At 71.4% G+C, this 19,098-nt stretch carries 14 protein-coding genes; 9 read left to right on the forward strand and 5 right to left on the reverse strand.

The window, feature by feature from the left end; all coding sequences use genetic code 11:
* Positions 1–94: 94 nt before the first annotated feature.
* Positions 95–1,276 (forward strand): ROK family transcriptional regulator, encoded by a 1,182-nt coding sequence (locus tag ACFY2Q_RS13225; protein WP_387129879.1) that lies wholly within the window; start codon positions 95–97, stop codon positions 1,274–1,276.
* A gap of 103 nt (positions 1,277–1,379) precedes the next feature.
* On the opposite strand, the gene ilvD is transcribed toward ACFY2Q_RS13225, so the two are convergent.
* Complete coding sequence (gene ilvD, locus ACFY2Q_RS13230) at positions 1,380–3,227, reverse strand: dihydroxy-acid dehydratase (protein WP_387129881.1); 1,848 nt, start codon at positions 3,225–3,227, stop codon at positions 1,380–1,382.
* 127 nt (positions 3,228–3,354) lie between these two features.
* On the opposite strand from ilvD, the gene ACFY2Q_RS13235 reads away from it, so the two are divergent.
* From ACFY2Q_RS13235 to serA, 5 genes are all read left to right on the forward strand, one after another.
* The gene (locus ACFY2Q_RS13235) at positions 3,355–5,709 is read left to right on the forward strand and encodes a putative bifunctional diguanylate cyclase/phosphodiesterase (protein WP_387130352.1); all 2,355 of its coding nucleotides are present in this window, start codon (positions 3,355–3,357) and stop codon (positions 5,707–5,709) included.
* Between the two features lie 184 nt (positions 5,710–5,893).
* Positions 5,894–7,777 carry an acetolactate synthase large subunit gene (locus tag ACFY2Q_RS13240; protein WP_387129883.1) on the forward strand — a complete coding sequence of 628 codons (1,884 nt, stop codon included), beginning with the start codon at positions 5,894–5,896 and terminating at the stop codon, positions 7,775–7,777.
* A 1-nt stretch (position 7,778) separates the two neighbouring features.
* Positions 7,779–8,294 carry an acetolactate synthase small subunit gene (ilvN, locus tag ACFY2Q_RS13245; RefSeq protein ID WP_387129885.1) on the forward strand — a complete coding sequence of 172 codons (516 nt, stop codon included), beginning with the start codon at positions 7,779–7,781 and terminating at the stop codon, positions 8,292–8,294.
* Positions 8,295–8,386: 92 nt separating this feature from the next.
* A complete protein-coding gene (gene ilvC / locus ACFY2Q_RS13250) occupies positions 8,387–9,400 on the forward strand; it encodes a ketol-acid reductoisomerase (RefSeq protein WP_387129887.1) in 1,014 nt (337 codons plus the stop codon).
* A 465-nt stretch (positions 9,401–9,865) separates the two neighbouring features.
* Complete coding sequence (gene serA, locus ACFY2Q_RS13255; protein ID WP_387129888.1) at positions 9,866–11,464, forward strand: phosphoglycerate dehydrogenase; 1,599 nt, start codon at positions 9,866–9,868, stop codon at positions 11,462–11,464.
* 88 nt (positions 11,465–11,552) lie between these two features.
* Here the strand turns inward: serA and ACFY2Q_RS13260 are convergent, their stop codons facing one another.
* The gene (locus ACFY2Q_RS13260) at positions 11,553–11,909 is read right to left on the reverse strand and encodes a hypothetical protein (RefSeq protein ID WP_387129890.1); all 357 of its coding nucleotides are present in this window, start codon (positions 11,907–11,909) and stop codon (positions 11,553–11,555) included.
* Positions 11,910–12,284: 375 nt separating this feature from the next.
* Positions 12,285–13,127: an FAD:protein FMN transferase gene (locus tag ACFY2Q_RS13265; protein WP_387129891.1), complete on the reverse strand. Its 843-nt coding sequence runs from the start codon at positions 13,125–13,127 to the stop codon at positions 12,285–12,287.
* A gap of 212 nt (positions 13,128–13,339) precedes the next feature.
* Between ACFY2Q_RS13265 and ACFY2Q_RS13270 the strand changes: the two genes are divergently transcribed.
* Complete coding sequence (locus ACFY2Q_RS13270; RefSeq protein WP_387129893.1) at positions 13,340–14,374, forward strand: 3-isopropylmalate dehydrogenase; 1,035 nt, start codon at positions 13,340–13,342, stop codon at positions 14,372–14,374.
* A gap of 162 nt (positions 14,375–14,536) precedes the next feature.
* Complete coding sequence (locus ACFY2Q_RS13275) at positions 14,537–15,634, forward strand: branched-chain amino acid aminotransferase (protein WP_387129894.1); 1,098 nt, start codon at positions 14,537–14,539, stop codon at positions 15,632–15,634.
* A gap of 69 nt (positions 15,635–15,703) precedes the next feature.
* Here the strand turns inward: ACFY2Q_RS13275 and ACFY2Q_RS13280 are convergent, their stop codons facing one another.
* Positions 15,704–16,483 carry a tyrosine-protein phosphatase gene (locus ACFY2Q_RS13280; protein WP_387129895.1) on the reverse strand — a complete coding sequence of 260 codons (780 nt, stop codon included), beginning with the start codon at positions 16,481–16,483 and terminating at the stop codon, positions 15,704–15,706.
* A gap of 20 nt (positions 16,484–16,503) precedes the next feature.
* Positions 16,504–16,962: a PRC-barrel domain containing protein gene (locus ACFY2Q_RS13285; RefSeq protein WP_387129897.1), complete on the reverse strand. Its 459-nt coding sequence runs from the start codon at positions 16,960–16,962 to the stop codon at positions 16,504–16,506.
* A gap of 288 nt (positions 16,963–17,250) precedes the next feature.
* On the opposite strand from ACFY2Q_RS13285, the gene cimA reads away from it, so the two are divergent.
* Complete coding sequence (gene cimA, locus ACFY2Q_RS13290) at positions 17,251–18,834, forward strand: citramalate synthase (RefSeq protein WP_387129899.1); 1,584 nt, start codon at positions 17,251–17,253, stop codon at positions 18,832–18,834.
* The last annotated feature ends 264 nt before the right edge of the window (positions 18,835–19,098 follow it).

Genomic DNA, 19,098 nt, shown 5'->3' on the forward strand with positions numbered 1-19,098 from the left:
CTGCTTTATATCGAACCAACGCCGACAGTTAAAGGTAGCGCGCAAACGAAGTCAACCGGTTGCTTGAATTAACTGGGGGTGCTAAGAAGCTGACGTGACGATTGACGAGGCGCCACGCGAAGTCCTCCGCAGCAGTCCTCGGGACTTGCTGCGGTGGGTCGCCACCGGGGCGGCCGTCAGTCGTGCCGACCTGTCCCGGCTCTCCGGGCTGTCCCCCTCGACGGTTTCCCAACGGGTCGAGGCGTTGATCAGTCAGGGCTTGCTGGAGGAGACCGGCGCCGGGCGGTCCCGTGGCGGCCGACGGCCCCGCCAACTCGCCGTACCCACCGGCGGCGCCGTGGTCGGCGCGATCGACCTCGGCGCGCATCACGCCCGCGTCGGCACACTGGATCTCTCCGGGCGTGTGGTGCGTGCCCGCACCCTGCCGGTACGCATCGAGGACGGCCCGGAGGAGGTGCTCGGCGCGCTGTTGGCCGAGGTCTCCGCGCTTGTGGCCGGTGGCACGTCGACGGCCGTCGGCGGCACGTCCTCGGCGGGCGCGCTGCGCGGCGTCGGCGTCGGCATCCCCGGCCCGGTGCAGCACGCAACCGGGCGGATCGTCAGCCCGTCCCGGATGCCCGGCTGGAACGGCTTCGACGTCGCCGCGTTCTGCGCCGACCGGATCGAGGCGCCGATCATTGTGGACAACGACGCCAACCTGATGGCGCTGGGCGCGCACCGCACGGCACATTCCGAACTGGACCACGCCGTCTATATCAAGGCGGGCACCGGGATCGGCTCCGGAGTGATCTCCAGTGGACAGCTGCACCGGGGCGCACAGGGTTCGGCCGGGGACATCAGCCACTGCCGGGTGGTCGCCGACCCGGCACCCGCGTGCAGTTGCGGCAATTCCGGCTGCCTGGAGGCGGTGGCCAGCGGCGCGGCCCTGGTCACCGCGCTACGCGACCAGGGCGTGGCGGTCGACGACCTGACCGGCGTGATCCGCCTTATCGACGACGGCGACCCGCACGCCACCGGGCTCGCCCGGCAGGCCGGCCGGGCCATCGGTGAGATCCTGGCCGTGGTGGTCAACTTCTTCAACCCGCAGGTGGTGGCCATCGGCGGCCGACTTGCCGACTGCGAACCGCTGATGGCAAGCGTGCGGGCCACCCTCTACGAGCGGTGCCTACCGCTTGCCACCCAGACCCTGCTCATCGAGCGGGTCGCCGCAGGCCAGGACGTCGGCATCACCGGCGCCGCGCACCTGGTGATCGACCGCGTCGTAGGAGCCGCCTGACCTGATCGACACGAGATCGCCGATGTCGGGGTATCCCGGTCGAGGGACACCCCAATATCGCCGACCTCGTGTCGATCAAGGCGGTGCGCGCAGGTCGGGCTTGTTACTCCGGGACGCGGCGGTACGCGCCGTCGCTGGCTGAGGTGGCCATCGAGGCGTACGCCCGCAGCGCCGCCGACACCGGGCGCTGCCTGTTGATCGGGGTGTACGGCTTGTCGCGCTTCTCCTCGGCCACCCGGCGTGCCTCGAGTTCCTCGGCCGGCACGTTCAGCTCGATGGACCGACCCGGAATGTCGATGACGATCTCGTCGCCCTCGCGGACCAGGGCGATCAGACCACCGGAGGCGGCCTCGGGGGAGGCGTGCCCGATGGAGAGCCCGGAGGTGCCGCCGGAGAAACGGCCGTCGGTGAGCAGCGCGCAGGAGCGGCCCAGCCCTCGGCCCTTGAGGAACGAGGTGGGGTAGAGCATCTCCTGCATGCCGGGGCCGCCCTTCGGGCCCTCGTACCGGATCACCACCACGTCCCCGGCGACGATCTCCTTGGCGAGGATCGCGGTCACCGCGTCGTCCTGGGACTCGTAGACCTTCGCCGGGCCGCGGAAGGTCAGGCAGTCGTCCGGCACGCCTGCGGTCTTCACCACGCAGCCGTCCGGTGCCAGGTTGCCGCGCAGGATGGCCAGGCCGCCGTCGGCGGAGTAGGCGTGCTCGCGGTCGCGGATGCAGCCCTCGGCCGCGTCGGTGTCCAGCGACGACCAGCGGTTGGTGGTGGAGAACGGTTGGGTGGTGCGCACCCCGCCGGGCGCGGCGTGGAACAACTCGACGGCCGTCGGCGTGGGCGAGCCGCTGCGGACGTCCCAGTCGGTAAGCCACTGCGCCAGCGAGGGGGAGTGCACGGCGTGCACGTCCCGGTTGAGCTGCCCGGCCCGGTCCAGTTCGCCGAGGATCGCCGGAATGCCGCCGGCCCGGTGCACGTCCTCCATGTGGTACTTCGGCGAGTTCGGCGCGACCTTGGCCAGGCACGGCACCCGTCGGGAGATGGCGTCGATGTCGGCGACGTCGAAGTCCATCTCCGCCTCGCGGGCGGCGGCGAGCAGGTGCAGCACCGTGTTTGTGGAGCCGCCCATCGCCACGTCCAGGGCGACTGCGTTCTCGAAGGCGGCCTTGGAGGCGACGACGCGGGGCAGGACCGAGTCGTCGTCATTGTCGTACCACCGCTTGGAGATCTCCACGATGGTGCGGCCGGCCTCGACGAATAGCGACCGGCGCGCGGCGTGGGTGGCAAGCGTCGAACCGTTGCCGGGCAGCGCCAGGCCGATCGCCTCGGTGAGGCAGTTCATCGAGTTGGCGGTGAACATGCCGGAACAGGAGCCGCAGGTGGGGCAGGCGGAGCGCTCGATCTCGCCGAGCTGCTCATCGGTGACCGCCTCGTTGGAGGAGGCGATCATCGCGTCGATCAGGTCGATCTTGCTGTGTACGACGCCTTCGATCGCCGTCGTCTTGCCGGCCTCCATCGGGCCGCCGGAGACGAAGACGGTAGGGATGTTGAGGCGCAACGCGGCCAGCAGCATGCCCGGGGTGATCTTGTCGCAGTTCGAGATGCAGACAAGGGCGTCGGCGCAGTGCGCGTTGACCATGTATTCGACCGCGTCGGCGATCAGCTCACGGCTGGGCAGCGAGTAGAGCATGCCGCCGTGGCCCATCGCGATGCCGTCGTCGACAGCGATGGTGTTGAACTCACGCCCCACCCCGCCGGCCTCGGCGACCGCGTCGGCGACCAGGCCACCCATGTCCTTCAGGTGTACGTGACCCGGCACGAACTGGGTGAAACTGTTGGCGATGGCGACGATCGGCTTACCGAAATCGTCGTCGGTCATCCCGGTGGCCCGCCAGAGGGCCCGGGCGCCGGCCATCGTCCGACCGTGTGTGGAGGTCCTCGACCGCAGCTCAGGCATGCGTACCAGCATGACACTGCCGGCGCACCGGCCGTCCGGCGAATGTGCCGTGTCCCAACAGATGCACATCCAGTCCCCACGACGCGCGGCCATCCGGCACTCTTGAGACGTGCATCTCCCCCCGGGCATGGTCGCGGTCGCGGCGCTGTGCGGGCTGGTCGCCGTCACCGCCACCGTGCTGCTGACCGCGGTCGCCCGGCGGCGCTCCGGGCCGCGTCGGCCAGCGCACGTGCTGCTCGCGGTGGCCGCCGGGACGTCCCTGCTCAGCATGGCGGCCGGTGTGGCGGCCGTGCTCTCCGCGAGCGACCACTGGGCACACGAGCAGGGTCTGCGCACCGGCTGGGCCACCGTGGCGGCGATCGGCACCGCGGTGAGCGGGCTCGCCTTCGCGGCCGGTCTGCTCAGGCTGCCCGGGGTGGCCGCCACCGCGGCGGGCACCGCCCGGCTCGCCCTCGACGGTGTGACCATGGCGGCCGCGCTGTGGTTCGTCGGTTGGGTGCTCTTCTCCGAGCCCACCCGGCTGCTGGGTGCCGCCACCCCGACGGCCTGCCCGGCGATCCTGGTGGCCACGGTGAGCGCCGCACTCGGTGCCGGGCTCGCCGTGATCGTGGTCTTCCGGGCCGCCGCGCCGCGCCAACGACTGGCCGTGCTCGCCGCCGGGATCAGCGCGGTGAGCTGCGGTGGGCTGGGCCTCAGCGCGGGGCTCTGCCAGGCCGGGCCGACAATGGCGCTGACAGGTGCGGCGGTGCTGGCCGCCGGTCTGCTGGCCGTCGCGTTCGCGGTATACCGGGACGACCGGCTCGGGCAGATCGAGCTGGACCTGATCGGGCGCGACGGCGAGTACGCGGTGGCCCCGATGGTGGCGATGGCGGCGTCGGCGATGTACCACCTCCTGCAGGACGGCCGGTTCACCGCGCCGGGCATCGTGGCCGGCACCGTGGAGGGCTTCGCGCTCGTGGCCCGGCAGTACCTCACCCTCAAGGACGTCCGGGACTACGCCGGCCGGCTGGCGGAGCGGGAGGCGCACTTTCGTGAGTTGGCACACACCGACCCGTTGACGTCGCTGGCCAACCGGCGAGGTCTGCTGCGCGCGTTGCACGACAGCGCGGCGGCCGGCGCCCCGTGTGTCCTGCTCAGCCTCGACCTGGACGGCTTCAAGCACGTCAACGACATGCGCGGCCACGACGTGGGTGACGCCGTCCTGGCCGAGGTGGGCAGCCGACTGCGCGGCAACCTGCGCCCGGGCGACGTCGCGGCCCGGCTCGGCGGCGACGAGTTCGCAGTGCTCATGCCGGCCCGGCCGGCCGAGGCGGACCGGGTCGCCGAGCGGCTGCTGGGAGTGCTCAACCGGCCGTACGACCAGGAGGAGGGGCCGGTCTTCCTGTCGGTGAGCATCGGGGTGGCCGGGTGGGCGAGCGAGCCGGACGTGGACCTGCTGCTCCGCCACGCCGACCTGGCGCTGCGCTACGCCAAGCAGCGCGGAAAGAACCGGATCGAGCGCTACGACGCCGAGTACGACAAGTTGCTGCGCCGGCGCACGACGTTGGAGCACGAGCTGCGTGGTGCCATCGAGCGCGACGAGCTGCGGCTGGCCTTCCAGCCGGTGGCGTCGCTGCCGTCGGTACGGCCGGTCGGCGCCGAGGCGCTGCTCCGCTGGCACCACCCCGAGTTGGGCAACGTCCGCCCAGACGAGTTCATCCCCCTCGCCGAGGAGTGCGGCATGATCGCCACACTCGGCGCCTGGGTGCTGCACCAGGCCTGCTACCAGCTCTCACGGTGGCTCGCCGACGGGCACGACGTCTGGGTCTCGGTGAACGTCTCACCGCGTGAGCTGCACGCCCCGGAGTACGTGGTCCAGGTCGCCGAGGCGCTGCGCGCCCACCACGTGCCGCCGCAGCGGCTTGTGCTGGAGGTCACCGAACACGCGGTCGCCACCGACCTGGACGAGCTGATCCGGCGGCTGACCGCGCTGCGGCTGACGGGTGTGCGCATCGCCCTCGACGACTTCGGCGCCGGCTACTCCTCGCTGGGGCAGTTGCGCCGGCTGCCGATCGACATTCTCAAGATCGACCACAGTCTGGTGGCCGAGCACGAGCCGGTCCGCCCGGTGGGCAGGGACGGCCCGGCGTTCGCACCCATGGTCGACATCGTGATGCGGCTTGGCCACCAGTTGGGATTGGAGGTCATCGCCGAGGGTGTGACCACGCCCACCGAGTTGGCTGCGGTGGTGGCCGCCGGCTGCCGGTTCGGTCAGGGCGCGCTCTTCGGCTGGGGAGTGCCGGCCGAGCACCTGGAGGCGATGTTGGAGGCGGCCACCTCGCCGGGTGCGCGCCGTGGCCCGCTGCCCGCTCCGCGCCGGGCTCCGGGTGGCTCCGAGCAGGCCACTCTCTCTGGTGGTGGCGCGTCGCCGGCCGACGCGCCGTCGTCCGTTGACCAACATGTGAGATCAGTTGACTCATCGCGTGAGATGCGTCAGGCTTAGCCGCATGTCGTCGTACCGGTCGCGAGTACTTACCTGAGCGCACTCTCCCTCATCGAGAGTGCGCTGGCCCCGTGCATCTGCACGAGGGCCGTTTTTATTGCCGTCGGAACCTGTCGCGACGGGCCCCGCCCGCCTCGCATCGCTGAACAAGCCCCAGCCATTCCAGCCGAAGGCCAGAACCACAATGACGAGACCCACGCCCGAGACACTCGCCCACACCGCCCGGCGGGCCCGCGCGGCCGAGCCGGCCGGCACCGTCGACCCCGCCGCCGCCGCCGCACGCGCCGCCGTCCCGGCCACCCCGGCGGTACGGCCACCCGCCCCGACCGAGGTCTCCGGCGCAGGTTCGCTGGTGCGGTCCCTGGAAGCACTCGGCGTCGACGTCGTCTTCGGCATCCCGGGCGGCGCGATCCTCCCGGCGTACGACCCGCTCTACGACTCCAGCGTCCGGCACATCCTGGTCCGCCACGAGCAGGGCGCCGGTCACGCGGCGACCGGGTACGCGCAGGCCACCGGCAAGGTCGGCGTCTGCATGGCGACCTCCGGCCCGGGTGCGACGAACCTGGTCACCCCGATCGCCGACGCGTACATGGACTCGGTGCCGATGGTGGCGATCACCGGCCAGGTGGCCCGCCCGTCGATCGGCACCGACGCCTTCCAGGAGGCGGACATCCAGGGCATCACCCTGCCGATCACCAAGCACAACTTCCTCGTGCAGAGCCCCGACGAGATCCCGCAGGTGCTGGCGGAGGCGTTCCACCTGGCCAGCACCGGCCGGCCCGGCCCGGTGCTCGTCGACATCCCCAAGGACGTGCTCCAGGCGCCGACGACATTCGCGTGGCCGCCCACGCTCGACCTGCCCGGCTACCGGCCCACCCTGAACCCGCACGGCAAGCAGATCCGGGAGGCGGCCCGCCTGATCGCCGCCGCCCGCCGGCCGGTGCTCTACGTCGGTGGCGGTGTGCTCAAGGCCGGCGCCACCGATGGGCTGCGCCGGCTCGCCGAGCTGACAGGCGTCCCGGTGGTCACCACCCTGATGGCGCTCGGTGCGTTCCCCGACTCGCATCCGCAGCACCTGGGGATGCCCGGCATGCACGGCACCGTCTCCGCCGTGTACGGGCTGCAGAAGGCCGATCTGATCGTCGCGCTCGGCGCCCGCTTCGACGACCGTGTCACAGGCCAGCTGGACTCGTTCGCGCCGGACGCGACAGTGGTGCACGCCGACATCGACCCGGCCGAGATCGGCAAGAACCGGCACGCGGACGTCCCGATCGTCGGTGACGCCCGGCACGTCATCGACGAGCTGATCGCCGCGGTGACGGTGGAGCGGTCGGCGGGGCACGTCACCGACCTGGCCGACTGGTGGACCCAGCTGGACGACCTGCGCAACCGCTACCCGCTGGGCTACGACGAGCCGGCCGACGGCACGCTCTCCCCGCAGTACGTGATCAAGCGGCTGGGTGAGATCGTCGGCCCGGACGCGATCTTCGTGGCCGGGGTGGGGCAGCACCAGATGTGGGCGTCCCAGTTCATCTCGTACGAGAAGCCGTACACCTGGTTGAACTCCGGCGGGCTCGGCACGATGGGCTACGCGGTGCCGGCCGCGATGGGCGCGAAGGTCGGCAAGCCGGACACGGTGGTGTGGGCGGTCGACGGCGACGGCTGCTTCCAGATGACCAACCAGGAGCTGGCCACCTGCGCGCTGGAGGGCATCCCGGTCAAGATCGCCGTGATCAACAACGGCAATCTCGGCATGGTCCGGCAGTGGCAGACGCTGTTCTACAACGAGCGCTACTCCAACACCGAGCTCGGCACCCACAAGCACCGCATTCCCGATTTCGTCAAGCTCGCCGAGGCACTGGGCTGCGTCGGGCTGCGCTGCGAGAACGCCGACGACGTGGACAAGACCATCGCCGCCGCCATGGCGATCAACGACGCTCCTGTGGTGATCGACTTCGTGGTCGGCAAGGACGCGATGGTCTGGCCGATGGTCGCCGCCGGCACCAGCAACGACGAGATCATGTTCGCCCGCGGCGTTCGCCCGGCCTTCGACGAGGATGACATCTGACATGACCATGCACACCCTCTCCGTGCTGGTGGAGAACAAGCCAGGCGTGCTCGCTCGCGTGTCCGGTCTGTTCTCCCGGCGCGGGTTCAACATCGACAGCCTCGCCGTCGGCGAGACCGAGAACCCGGACGTCTCCCGGATCACGATCGTGGTCAACGCCGACTCGTCCCCGCTGGAGCAGGTCACCAAGCAGCTCAACAAGCTTGTCAACGTGCTCAAGATCGTCGAGCTGGACCCACAGGTCTCGGTTGCCCGGGAGTTGCTGCTGGTGAAGGTCCGCGCCGACCGGTCCGCACGGACCCAGGTGCTGGAGACGGTAAGCCTGTTCCGCGCACGGGTGGTCGACGTGGCACCGGACACGCTCACCATCGAGGCCACCGGCACCCCCGACAAGCTCGACGCGCTGCTGCGCGACCTCGAGCCCTTCGGCATCAAGGAAATGGTCCAGTCCGGGCTGGTGGCGATCGGGCGCGGCTCGCGTTCGATCACCGCCGGTCCCGCCCTGCGGGCCGCCTGACCCGCCGGTCGGCCCTGGCGAGGGCCGTCCTCCGAACCCATCCGCACAGACCACGACGGGCCGCCTGGGCCGTCGTACGAAAGGGAAGTCTCATGAGCGTTGAGGTTTACTACGACGACGATGCCGACCTCGGCCTGATCCAGGGCAAGAAGGTCGCGGTGATCGGCTACGGCAGCCAGGGCCACGCCCACGCGCTGTCGCTGCGCGACTCCGGCGTCGACGTGGTGATCGGTCTGCCGGAGGGCTCGAAGAGCCGTCCCAAGGCCGAGGAGCAGGGCCTGCGGGTGCTCACGCCGGCGCAGGCCGCGGCCGAGGCTGACGTGATCATGGTGCTCGCGCCGGACACCGCCCAGCGCTCTCTCTACACCGAGTCGATCGCCCCGCACCTCGCTCCGGGCAAGGCCCTCTTCTTCGGCCACGGCTTCAACATCCGGTACGGCCTGATCAAGCCCCCGGCTGAGGTGGACGTGGCGATGGTCGCGCCGAAGGGCCCGGGCCACCTGGTTCGTCGCCAGTACGCCGACGGCAAGGGCGTGCCCTGCCTGGTCGCCGTCGAGCAGGACGCCAGCGGCAACGCGCTCGCGCTCGCCCTGGCGTACGCCAAGGGGATCGGCGGTACCCGCGCCGGCGCGATCAAGACCACCTTCACCGAGGAGACCGAGACCGACCTGTTCGGTGAGCAGGCGGTGCTCTGCGGCGGTGCGGCGGCGCTGGTGCAGACCGGTTTCGAGGTGCTCACCGAGGCCGGCTACGCGCCGGAGGTGGCCTACTTCGAGTGCCTGCACGAGCTGAAGCTGATCGTCGACCTCATGTACGAGGGCGGCATCGCGAAGATGCGCTACAGCATCTCGGACACCGCCGAGTACGGCGACCTCTCCCGCGGCCCGCGCATCATCGACTCCCGCGTCAAGGACGAGATGCGCAAGATCCTCGGCGAGATCCAGTCCGGCGAGTTCGCCCGCGAGTGGGTCGCCGAGGACGAGGCGGGCCGGCCCAACTTCAAGAAGTGGCAGGCCGAGGGTGCGGCGCACCCGATCGAGGAGACCGGCGCGAAGCTGCGCGGCATGATGAGCTGGGTCGACCGCCCGATCACCGAGACCGCCTGACGGTTTCGTAGCACCTCCTCCAGCCGTCGCGAACGGCTGACGAGTCCACCGACGGCCGGTGACCGTGCGCTCTCCCCAGCGCGGGTCACCGGCCGTCGGCCGTGCACGGGACCGCTGCGATGCTCACCTGCTGAGACGGGTGATCAACGCCTCTGCCGCGACAGCGAGGGCTCCGCGCCCAATCGGCGCGGGCCAGCACCGCTCCCTCCGGAACAGGTGCTGGCCCCGGGGTTGCCGACGGCGCGACAACTTGATGTCGGTCCCGTTAACAGGTCCTTTCCATCGCCCGACAGGTCGTGTGAGGGCCCTCACCTCACAGACCGGAACATGCCGGCCAACGGGGCCCTACGATCGCGGGTAGGTGCTCGTAGCCGGCACCTGACGGCCACGGCCCGGATCAGCGCAGGGCGCAGTGCTGCGCCCTGCCGCCCGGGTCGATCGCAAACACGACCTCTACGAGGACCGATGACTCCTGTCGTACTGATCGCCGAAGAACTCGCCCCCGCCGCCATCGAGGTGCTCGCCCACGACTTCGACGTCCGTCACGTCGACGGCACCGACCGTCCGGCCCTGCTCTCGGCGCTCTCCGAGGCCGACGCCGTCATCGTGCGCAGCGCGACCCAGATCGACGCCGAGGCGATCGCCGCCGCGCCGCGACTCAAGGTGGTCGCCCGCGCGGGCATCGGCCTGGACAACGTCGAGGTGCCGGCGGCCACCGCTCGCGGCGTGATGGTCGTCAACGCGCCCACCTCGAATATCGTCTCCGCCGCCGAGCAGGCCGTCGCGCTGCTGCTGGCCGTGGCCCGCAACACCGCGAGCGCCAGCGCGGCGCTCAAGGCGGGGGAGTGGAAGCGGTCGAAGTACACGGGTGTCGAGGTGCAGGGCAAGACCGTCGGCGTGGTCGGGCTCGGCCGCATCGGGGTGCTCTTCGCGTCGCGCATCGCCGCGTTCGGCACCCGGCTGATCGCGTACGACCCGTACATCCAGCCGGCTCGCGCGGCGCAGCTCGGCGTACGCCTGGTCGGCCTGGACGAGCTGCTGCGCGAGAGTGACTTCATCTCCATCCACCTGCCGAAGACCCCGGAGACGATGGGGCTGATCGGTGAGAAGGAACTGGCGATCGTCAAGCCGGGCGTCCGCATCGTGAACGCCGCCCGTGGTGGCCTTGTCGACGAGCAGGCGCTCGCGAACGCCATCGCCGAGGGCCGGGTCGCCGGCGCCGGTGTGGACGTGTACGCCAAGGAGCCGTGCACCTCGTCGCCGCTGTTCGCCTTCGACAACGTGGTGGCCACCCCGCACCTGGGCGCCTCCACCCACGAGGCGCAGGACAAGGCCGGCCTGGCCGTGGCCAAGAGCGTGAAGCTGGCGTTGCAGGGCGAGTTCGTGCCGGACGCCGTCAACGTGCAGGCCGGCGGTGTGGTCGCCCAGGACGTCCGGCCGCTGCTGCCGCTGGCCGAGAAGCTGGGCCGGGCGTTCACCGCTGTCGCCGGTGGGGTGGCCGCAAGCGTCACGGTGGAGGTCCGCGGCGAGATCGTCGGTCACGACGTGTCGGTGCTCAAGCTTGCCGCGACGAAGGGCCTGTTCAGCTCCGTTGTCGAGGAGCAGGTCACCTACGTCAACGCCCCGCACCTGGCCGCCGAGCGTGGCGTCGAGGTCACCCTCGCCAGCCTGGCCGAGACCGCCGAGCAGCCCACCCTCGTCACGGTGCGCGGCGCGCTGCCGGACGGCCGGACGGTGAGCGTCTCCGGGACGGTGACCCACTCGGGCGCCCGGGACGTCATCAAGCTCACCGAGGTGGACGGCTTCGACGTGGAGATTGGCGCGGAGGGCATCCTGCTTTTCCTGCGCTACGCCGACCGGCCGGGCGTCGTCGGCACCGTCGGCACCCTGCTCGGCGAGTCGGGCATCAACATCGCCGCGATGCAGGTCGCCCGGCGCGAGGCGGGCGGCGAGACGCTCATGACGCTCACCGTCGACCAGGCGCTCGGCGCCGACCTGCTCACCTCCGCTGCGGACTCGATCGGCGCGACGTCCGCCAGCGCGGCGGATCTGCGCGACGAGTAGTAGACGACGGCACCACCACGGGGGGCTCGGCGATGCGCCGGGCCCCTTCGTCGTACCCCGGGGAGGGTTGCGGGCCTACCCCGGTCGGTCAGGTGGTGACCCGGGCCGGCGGCGGGTAGACCGAGCCGTCCTGCGGGTCGAAGAGCATCAGCCCGTGCGCGCCCGCCAGCCGTTCGATGTCCAGCAGCACCTGGTCCGCGCAGGTCGGGTGCAGGTTCAGCTCGACATGGTCGTGGGCGGCGTGCAGGGGCGCGACGGCCCAGGGGCTGTCCGGGCCGGGGTGACGGTCCGGATAGGAGGCGGTGATCGCCCGATAGAAGGCGACAACGCGCGGGTCCGGGTAACGGTCCACGTGCCGCCCCTGCCGGCAACCGTCGACAGCTGCCCGCACGTCCTCGGGCGTTGCCCCGTCCTCCAGGGCCCACACACTCAGATCGAAACTCACGGCGGACAGCGTGCCATCCGTCGTTCACCATGTCGAAACTGCCTCGCCGCGGGGCGGATCGACGATCCTGTGACGTGTTGTTCGTGACGGTCCGCTGTGGAGACTCTTGCGTCGAGTTGCGTCGATTCGCTAGCGTACGGCTGCGGTCACTGGCCGAGGTCGCGGCGCCGGCCCGTCTTCGGGTGGCGCGGCCGACGTCCGGCCCGACCGGTCCGCACCCCTCGATTGCGCAAGCCACGCGCACTCGTCGCTGACCGGCCCCCACAGCCGTTGCCGAGGCGGTGGGGGCCGATCGCAGCCCGGCCGGCCGCGTGGGCGGCCGGGGTGCGAATCGGGCCAGAGCACCCGTGCGGCGACGGGGCTCGGGCGGTGAGTTCAGCGCCGGTGGGCGAAGAGCGCGCGATAGTCGGAGCCACCACGGAACCAGGCGAGGCCGGTGGGGCCGGCGGCGTAGAGCGCTGTGGCGTAGGCGTCGGCGACCGCAAGGTCCGGGCCGACGACGGTGGCGGCGGCGAGTTGCGTGGCCGGCTCGCCGGTGTGCGGGTCCACCACGTGCCCCTGCCGACCGGTCACCCCGGAGGTGCCGACGGCGCCGGCGGTCATCTCCAGCACCAGCGGCGCGCGGTCGGGTGCCGTCGGGTGGTGCACCGCCACCCGCCACGGCCCGCCGTGCGGCGCCCGGCCCCGGACCACCAGGTCGGCACCGGTAAGCACCGCGTAGTCGTGAACGCCCGCAGCACGCAGCCGGGCGGCGGCGCGTTCCACGGCCCAGCCGCCGAGCAGGCCGCCCGGGTCGAAGCCGCCGGGCACCGCCCAGGCGTCGAACCAACCGTCGGTGGCGGCGCGCATCGCGGTGCAGCGGTCCACCAGGTCGGCGAGCGGGGAGTACGAGTCGGGGCTGATCTCTCCCCGACGCAGTTTGGAGACCAGGCTGTCCGGTCGGTTCGGGCCATAGGCCAGGTCGATGGCGCGCAGCTCCGCGACGCTGTCCCGCAGCGCCTCGCCGACGCCCCGGCGGCCGAGCCACTCGGGGGCGTTGAGCAGCAGGGTGTACTCGGCGGTCGAGGTCTGCACGGTGTGCTGAACGGCGATCCGGCCCTGTGCGGCGCCGGCCGGGTCGATCCGGTGCCGGCGACTGCCGAGCCGGAGGTCGGGCCGGCGGTTGCGGAACGTGGACGGGTCCGGCCAGCGCGTCCGAGGCTGCTCGTCGATCCGCATGGCATCTGCCCCCTCACAGTTGGCGAGTCGCCGTTCGCGAGCCCATTGACCCGCTGACGTCGACCGTAGGCAGCGGAGATGACTCCCACATGGATCCTGGCTGAGAGGATGCTGTGGATCGGAATTCCCACATCGTGGAAGGTGCGTACCGGGAATCGGGACGGCGACGTACCGTTGCCCGGACAAGGGCAGTCGACGTAGGGAGTGCGGTCGTGGCGCGGATCGCGGTGGTGGCCGGGGACGGCATTGGACCCGAGGTGGTCACCCAGGCCCGCAAGGTCCTCGACGCGGTGCTGCCCGGAGGTGTCGAGGCCACCGAGTACGACCTCGGTGCTGCCCGCTGGCACCGTACCGGAGAGGTGCTGCCCGACTCGGTGCTGACCGAGCTGGCCGGGCACGACGCCATCCTGCTCGGCGCGGTGGGCGACCCGACGGTCCCGCCGGGGGTCCTGGAGCGCGGGCTGCTGCTCAAGCTCCGCTTCGCCTTCGACCAGTACGTCAACCTGCGCCCCTCCCGGCTCTGGCCCGGTGTCGCCGGCCCGCTGGGCAACGTGAAGCCCGGCGAGGTCGACCTGGTGGTGGTGCGCGAGGGCACCGAGGGTCTCTACGCCGGTGCCGGCGGGTCGCTGCACCGCGACACCCCGGCCGAGGTCGCCACGGAGGAGAGCCTCAACACCCGGCACGGCGTGGAGCGGGTCATCCGTGACGCGTTCGTGCGGGCCGGCCGTCGGGAACGGCGCAAGGTCACCCTGGTGCACAAGACAAACGTGCTGACCCACGCCGGGTCGCTGTGGGCGCGCACCTTCGACGCGGTCGCCGCCGAGCACCCGGACATCGCCACCGAATACCAGCACGTCGACGCGGCCGCGATGTTCCTGGTCACCCAGCCGCAGCGCTACGACGTGGTGGTCACCGACAACCTGTTCGGCGACATCCTCACCGACATCGCCGCCGCCGTCACCGGTGGCATCGGCCTGGCCGCCAGCGGCTGCATCAACCCCGAGGGGGCGTACCCCTCGATGTTCGAGCCGGTGCACGGCTCCGCTCCGGACATCGCCGGGCAGGGCGTCGCCGACCCGGTCGCCGCGGTGCTCTCCGCCGCGCTGCTGCTGGAGCAGCTCGGGCACACCGAGGCGGCCTCCCGGGTCAACGCGGCGGTCGCCGCCGAGCTGGCCGGTCGCACCCCGGGCGTCGCTCTGCGTACCGCTGAGGTCGGCGACCGTCTCGCCGCCCACGCCGTAGCCTGACCGCCCCGGCCCACAAGCGCCGGGGCGGTATCCGCCTGTCCGGGCACTCCGCCCGCGCTCCGAGCGGCGCTACCCGCTGAACGACCGTTCGGGGTAAGTTTCTGGCACAGCCATGTCGGCGTGCGGTCCCGCACGCCGTTGTCCTGCAGGGAGGTCAGCGCGATGAGCGGTGGTGACATGCTCGACTTCGAGATCCGTCCGAATCCCGCGCCGGTATCCGCCGCCGATCGGGCCGCCCTGCTGGCCAACCCGGGGTTCGGCCGGGTCTTCACCGACCACATGGTCACCGTCCGCTACGCCGACGGCAAGGGTTGGTACGACGCCCGGGTGGAGGCGCGCGCGCCGATCCCGATGGACCCGGCAAGCGCCGTGCTGCACTACGCGCAGGAGATCTTCGAGGGCCTCAAGGCCTACCGGACGGCCGACGGTGGCGTGACCATGTTCCGGCCGGACGCCAACGCCGCCCGCTTCGCCAGCTCGGCGCAGCGGATGGCGATGCCGGTGCTGCCGCCCGAGGTCTTCGTCGACTCGCTGCACAAGATCATCGAGATTGATCGGGAGTGGATCCCGACAGGCGAGGACGGCAGCCTCTACCTGCGGCCGTTCATGATCGCCAGCGAGGTCTTCCTCGGCGTCCGCCCTGCCAACGAATACCTCTACATGGTGATCGCGTCGCCGGTCGGGGCGTACTTCACCGGCGGGGTCAAGCCCGTCACCGTCTGGGTCTCACCCGACTACACCCGGGCCGCGCCCGGCGGCACCGGCGCTGCCAAGTGCGGCGGCAACTACGCCGCGTCGCTGGCGGCCCAGGCCGAGGCCATGGAGGCGGGTTGCGACCAGGTCGTCTTCCTGGACGCGGTGGAGCGACGGTTCGTCGACGAGTTGGGCGGCATGAACGTCTTCTTCGTCTACGACGACGACACGGTGGTCACCCCGCCGCTGACCGGCACGATCCTGCCCGGCATCACCCGCGATGCGGTCTTCACGCTGGCCGGGGCTGCCGGTCACCGGGTCGAGGAGCGGCCTGTCACGTTCGCCGACTGGCAGGCCGACGCGGCGAGCGGCCGGCTGCGCGAGGTGTTCGCCTGCGGCACCGCCGCGGTCATCACCCCGATCGGCGGCGTCCGCTTCCCGGACGGCGAGTTCCTGATTGGCGGCGGCGAGCCCGGCCGGGTCACCATGGCGCTGCGTCAGCAGTTGGTCGACATCCAGCGGGGCAAGGCCGCCGACGAGCACGGCTGGGTCCAGCGGGTCCTCTGACATCCGTCGTGCGCCGGCCCGTCCCAACGGGCGGGCCGGCGCGGTCGGGCGCGCACCGACCTCGACGGCCTACGCGTCGAGCAGGTGGTCGCGGAGCGCGGCGAGCTGCTCGTCGGTCACCCCGGCATGACGCAGGTACGCCTCGACCGAGCCGTACCCTTCGCGCAGCTCGTCCAGGAAGATCTGCATCGCCTCGGCGGGCGAGGTCAGAAACGGCTCCGGCACGTCCACCACGTGCGGCAGTGTGGTCGCGAGCCAGGCGCTGAACCGGGCCGACGCCTCCGTGCTGAGCGCGTAGTCGGCGACGATGTCGGCGTCGTCGACGCCCAGCACGGCGAGGGTCAGCGCGCAGACGATGCCTGTGCGGTCCTTGCCGGCGACGCAGTGCACCACAGCCGGGGCGTTCGAGGAGCCGGCGATGAGCCCGATCGCCTCGGCCAGACCCGCGGTGCCGGTCTGAGCCAGATCGGCGTACCTGTCGGCGAGGTAGCGGGCGAGGTCGGCGCCCTTCTCGTGCGGCGTGGCGGACCAGTCCTCGTGCTCCGGGTGGATGTTCCGGTAGGTCAGCCCCGGGTAGGCCGGCACCCGGCCGTCGCGTTCCACCTCGGTCGGTCGGCGCAGGTCGATGACCGTGCGGATGCCGATCGCGGCGAACGCGTCCCGCTCCTGCTCCCCGAGGCGGTGCAGGGAATCCGAGCGGTAGAGCCGGCCCCGGCGTACGGCGCGGCCGTCGTGGCCGAGATAACCGCCGACGTCGCGGAAGTTGAAGGTGGAGGGCAGCGGAATGCGTCGGTTGTCGTCGATGGCGTCCACGCTCACACGGTAACGGCCGGTGGGCCCGAACCCCACCGGCCGTCGCGTCGGATCGGCTACCGAGAGGTGCCGGGCGGGAGCGCGCCGTATGTCTCGTCGTAGTAGCCACCCAACTGGTCCCGGTACGCCGGGTCGCTGTGGCTGGTCTCGTCGTACTCGGGAGCGGCCTTGATCTGGTCGCGGGTGCGGTCGATCGAGACGGTGCGCTGGTCGTGGTCGACCTGGTTGACCGTTCCGGCCGGCAGCATCACCTTCTTGCCGAAGATCCACGGGCCGGTGTCCACCACCAGGTAGCTGCCGTCCACCTCGTGACTGGCACTGTCGATCTTGCCGATGCCACCGTCGGTGGCCTCGACCTTGTATCCGACGAGGTCGGCGTCGGCCACCTCGGCCTGGTCCCGATAGCGCCAGGGGTCGAAGGTGCCGGCCGGCGCGCCGCCGGGAATGGCGCCCTGGTCGCCGCCGCGTAGCGGGTCCGGCCCGGCGTGGGTGGCGTTCGGATTGATCCTGTCCATGCCCTGCACTCCTGACTGTCGCCGATCGTCTCGGCGTCGGTGGTGTGTCCCCCGACGGGCTACCCGGCGGCCGGGGGCCGGAAACGACGACACGGGCGACGCGACGCGCTTCACGTCCCGAGATGTGGATTGCGGCTCCCAGAACCGGGGAAGCGGTGGCACAGTAGGTGACGTGACCAGCACCGCCCTGATTATTGCGACCTAGCGCGCCGGCCTCCCCCTCCGCCGAGCGCGCAGACCTCCCGCATCCGCGGGAGGTCTTTTTGTTGCTCAGAGAAAGGACCCCTGATGACGTTCCAGGTCTACGACACCACGTTGCGTGATGGTGCCCAGCGCGAAGGGCTCACCTACTCGGTGGTCGACAAGCTGGCGGTGGCGCGGCTGCTCGACGAGTTCGGCGTCGGCTTCATCGAGGGCGGCTGGCCGGGCGCGGTGCCCAAGGACACCGAGTTCTTCCGCAGAGCACGCACCGAACTCGACCTGCGGCACGCCGTGCTCGTCGCGTTCGGCGCCACCCGCAAGGCCGGTGTCGCGGTCGCCGACGACCCCCAGGTGCGCGGCCTGCTGGACGCGCAGACCCCGGCGATCGCCCTGGTCGCCAAGGCCGACATCCGCCACGTCGAGCGTGCGCTGCGCACCACAGGCGCCGAGAACCTGGCGATGATCCACGACACCGTCACCCACCTCGTGCGCGAGGGCCGCCGGGTCTTCGTCGACGGCGAGCACTTCTTCGACGGCTACCGGCACGACCCGACGTACGGCACGGCAGTGGTGGAGACCGCGCTCGCCGCCGGCGCCGAGCGCATGGTGCTCTGCGACACCAACGGCGGCATGCTGCCGTCCCAGGTGACCGCCGCGATCGTCGACCTGACCAGCCGGCTCGGGGTCGACGCCGGGCTGTTCGGCATGCACGCGCAGAACGACACCTCCTGCGCCGTCGCCAACACGATCGCCGCCGTGGAAGCCGGCGTCCGCCACGTCCAGGGCACCGCCAACGGGTACGGCGAGCGCCCCGGCAACGCCGACATCTTCGCCGTCGTCGCCAACCTTCAACTCAAGCTGGGCATGCCCGTCCTACCGGAGGGCTGCCTGGCGCAGATGGTGCGGGTCTCGCACGCCATCGCCGAGATCGCCAACATCGCCCCCGACACCCACCAGGCGTACGCCGGGGCCGCCGCCTTCGCCCACAAGGCAGGGTTGCACGCGAGTGCGATCAAGGTCGACCCGTTGCTCTACAACCACGTGGACCCGTCGGTGGTGGGCAACGACATGCGGATCCTGATAACCGAGATGGCCGGCCGGGCCAGCGTCGAGCTCAAGAGCCGTGAACTCGGCCTGGACCTGGCCGGCCGTCCGGAGGCGCTGACCCGGGTCACCAAGCGGGTCAAGGAGTTGGAGGCCGAGGGCTGGTCCTTCGAGGCCGCGGACGCCTCCTTCGAGTTGCTGGTCCGCTCCGAACTGCCGGAGGGTGGCCCGGCCCGCCCGTTCACCCTGGAGTCGTACCGGGTGCTCGTCGAGCACCGGGAAGACGGCGCCGTCGTGTCCGAGGCGACCGTGAAGATCCGGGTACGCGGTGAGCGGGTGATCGCCACAGCCGAGGGCAACGGCCCGGTCAACGCGCTGGACGAGGCGTTGCGGGTGGGGCTGACCCGGCACTATCCGCAGCTGCGGAACTTCGAACTGGCCGACTACAAGGTGCGCATCCTGGAGGGCAGCCACGGCACCGGCGCGATCACCCGGGTGCTGCTGGAGACCGCCGACGGCGGTGGCCGGGACTGGACCACGGTGGGCGTGCACCACAACGTGGTCGAGGCGAGCTGGCACGCCCTGGTAGACGCCCTAACCTACGGCCTAGCCCCCGCCTCGGTCTAACCCCCGCCCCGCCCTGTCCTCCCGGCCCCGCCCGCCCCCCGCCTGTCCTCTCCCTCCCCCCGGCCCCTCGCCCGCACTTCCGCCCTCGCCACGCCCCTGCCCCCGCGATCTTGCACTTTGTGTCGCCCTTATGCGGCTTTTACGGCAATATGTCGCGGCATCAAGTGCAAGATCGCGGGTGCGGGGAGCGGGGGAGCGGGGGTGCGGGGCTCGGGGAGCGGGGCGCGGGGTGCGGGGTGCGGGTGCGGGGTGCGGGGGGCGGGG

Origin of the sequence: Micromonospora sp. NPDC000316, from assembly GCF_042898885.1 — a bacterium.
Lineage (GTDB): Bacteria > Actinomycetota > Actinomycetes > Mycobacteriales > Micromonosporaceae > Micromonospora.

Bases quoted from the DNA above. Each gene is read 5' to 3' on its own strand.
- ilvD (WP_387129881.1), bottom strand. From the start codon at position 3,227: ATGCCTGAGCTGCGGTCGAGGACCTCCACACACGGTCGGACGATGGCC.
- ACFY2Q_RS13235 (WP_387130352.1), top strand. From the start codon at position 3,355: ATGGTCGCGGTCGCGGCGCTGTGCGGGCTGGTCGCCGTCACCGCCACC.
- ACFY2Q_RS13240 (WP_387129883.1), top strand. From the start codon at position 5,894: ATGACGAGACCCACGCCCGAGACACTCGCCCACACCGCCCGGCGGGCC.
- ilvN (WP_387129885.1), top strand. From the start codon at position 7,779: ATGACCATGCACACCCTCTCCGTGCTGGTGGAGAACAAGCCAGGCGTG.
- ilvC (WP_387129887.1), top strand. From the start codon at position 8,387: ATGAGCGTTGAGGTTTACTACGACGACGATGCCGACCTCGGCCTGATC.
- serA (WP_387129888.1), top strand. From the start codon at position 9,866: ATGACTCCTGTCGTACTGATCGCCGAAGAACTCGCCCCCGCCGCCATC.
- ACFY2Q_RS13265 (WP_387129891.1), bottom strand. From the start codon at position 13,127: ATGCGGATCGACGAGCAGCCTCGGACGCGCTGGCCGGACCCGTCCACG.
- ACFY2Q_RS13275 (WP_387129894.1), top strand. From the start codon at position 14,537: ATGAGCGGTGGTGACATGCTCGACTTCGAGATCCGTCCGAATCCCGCG.
- ACFY2Q_RS13285 (WP_387129897.1), bottom strand. From the start codon at position 16,962: ATGGACAGGATCAATCCGAACGCCACCCACGCCGGGCCGGACCCGCTA.
- cimA (WP_387129899.1), top strand. From the start codon at position 17,251: ATGACGTTCCAGGTCTACGACACCACGTTGCGTGATGGTGCCCAGCGC.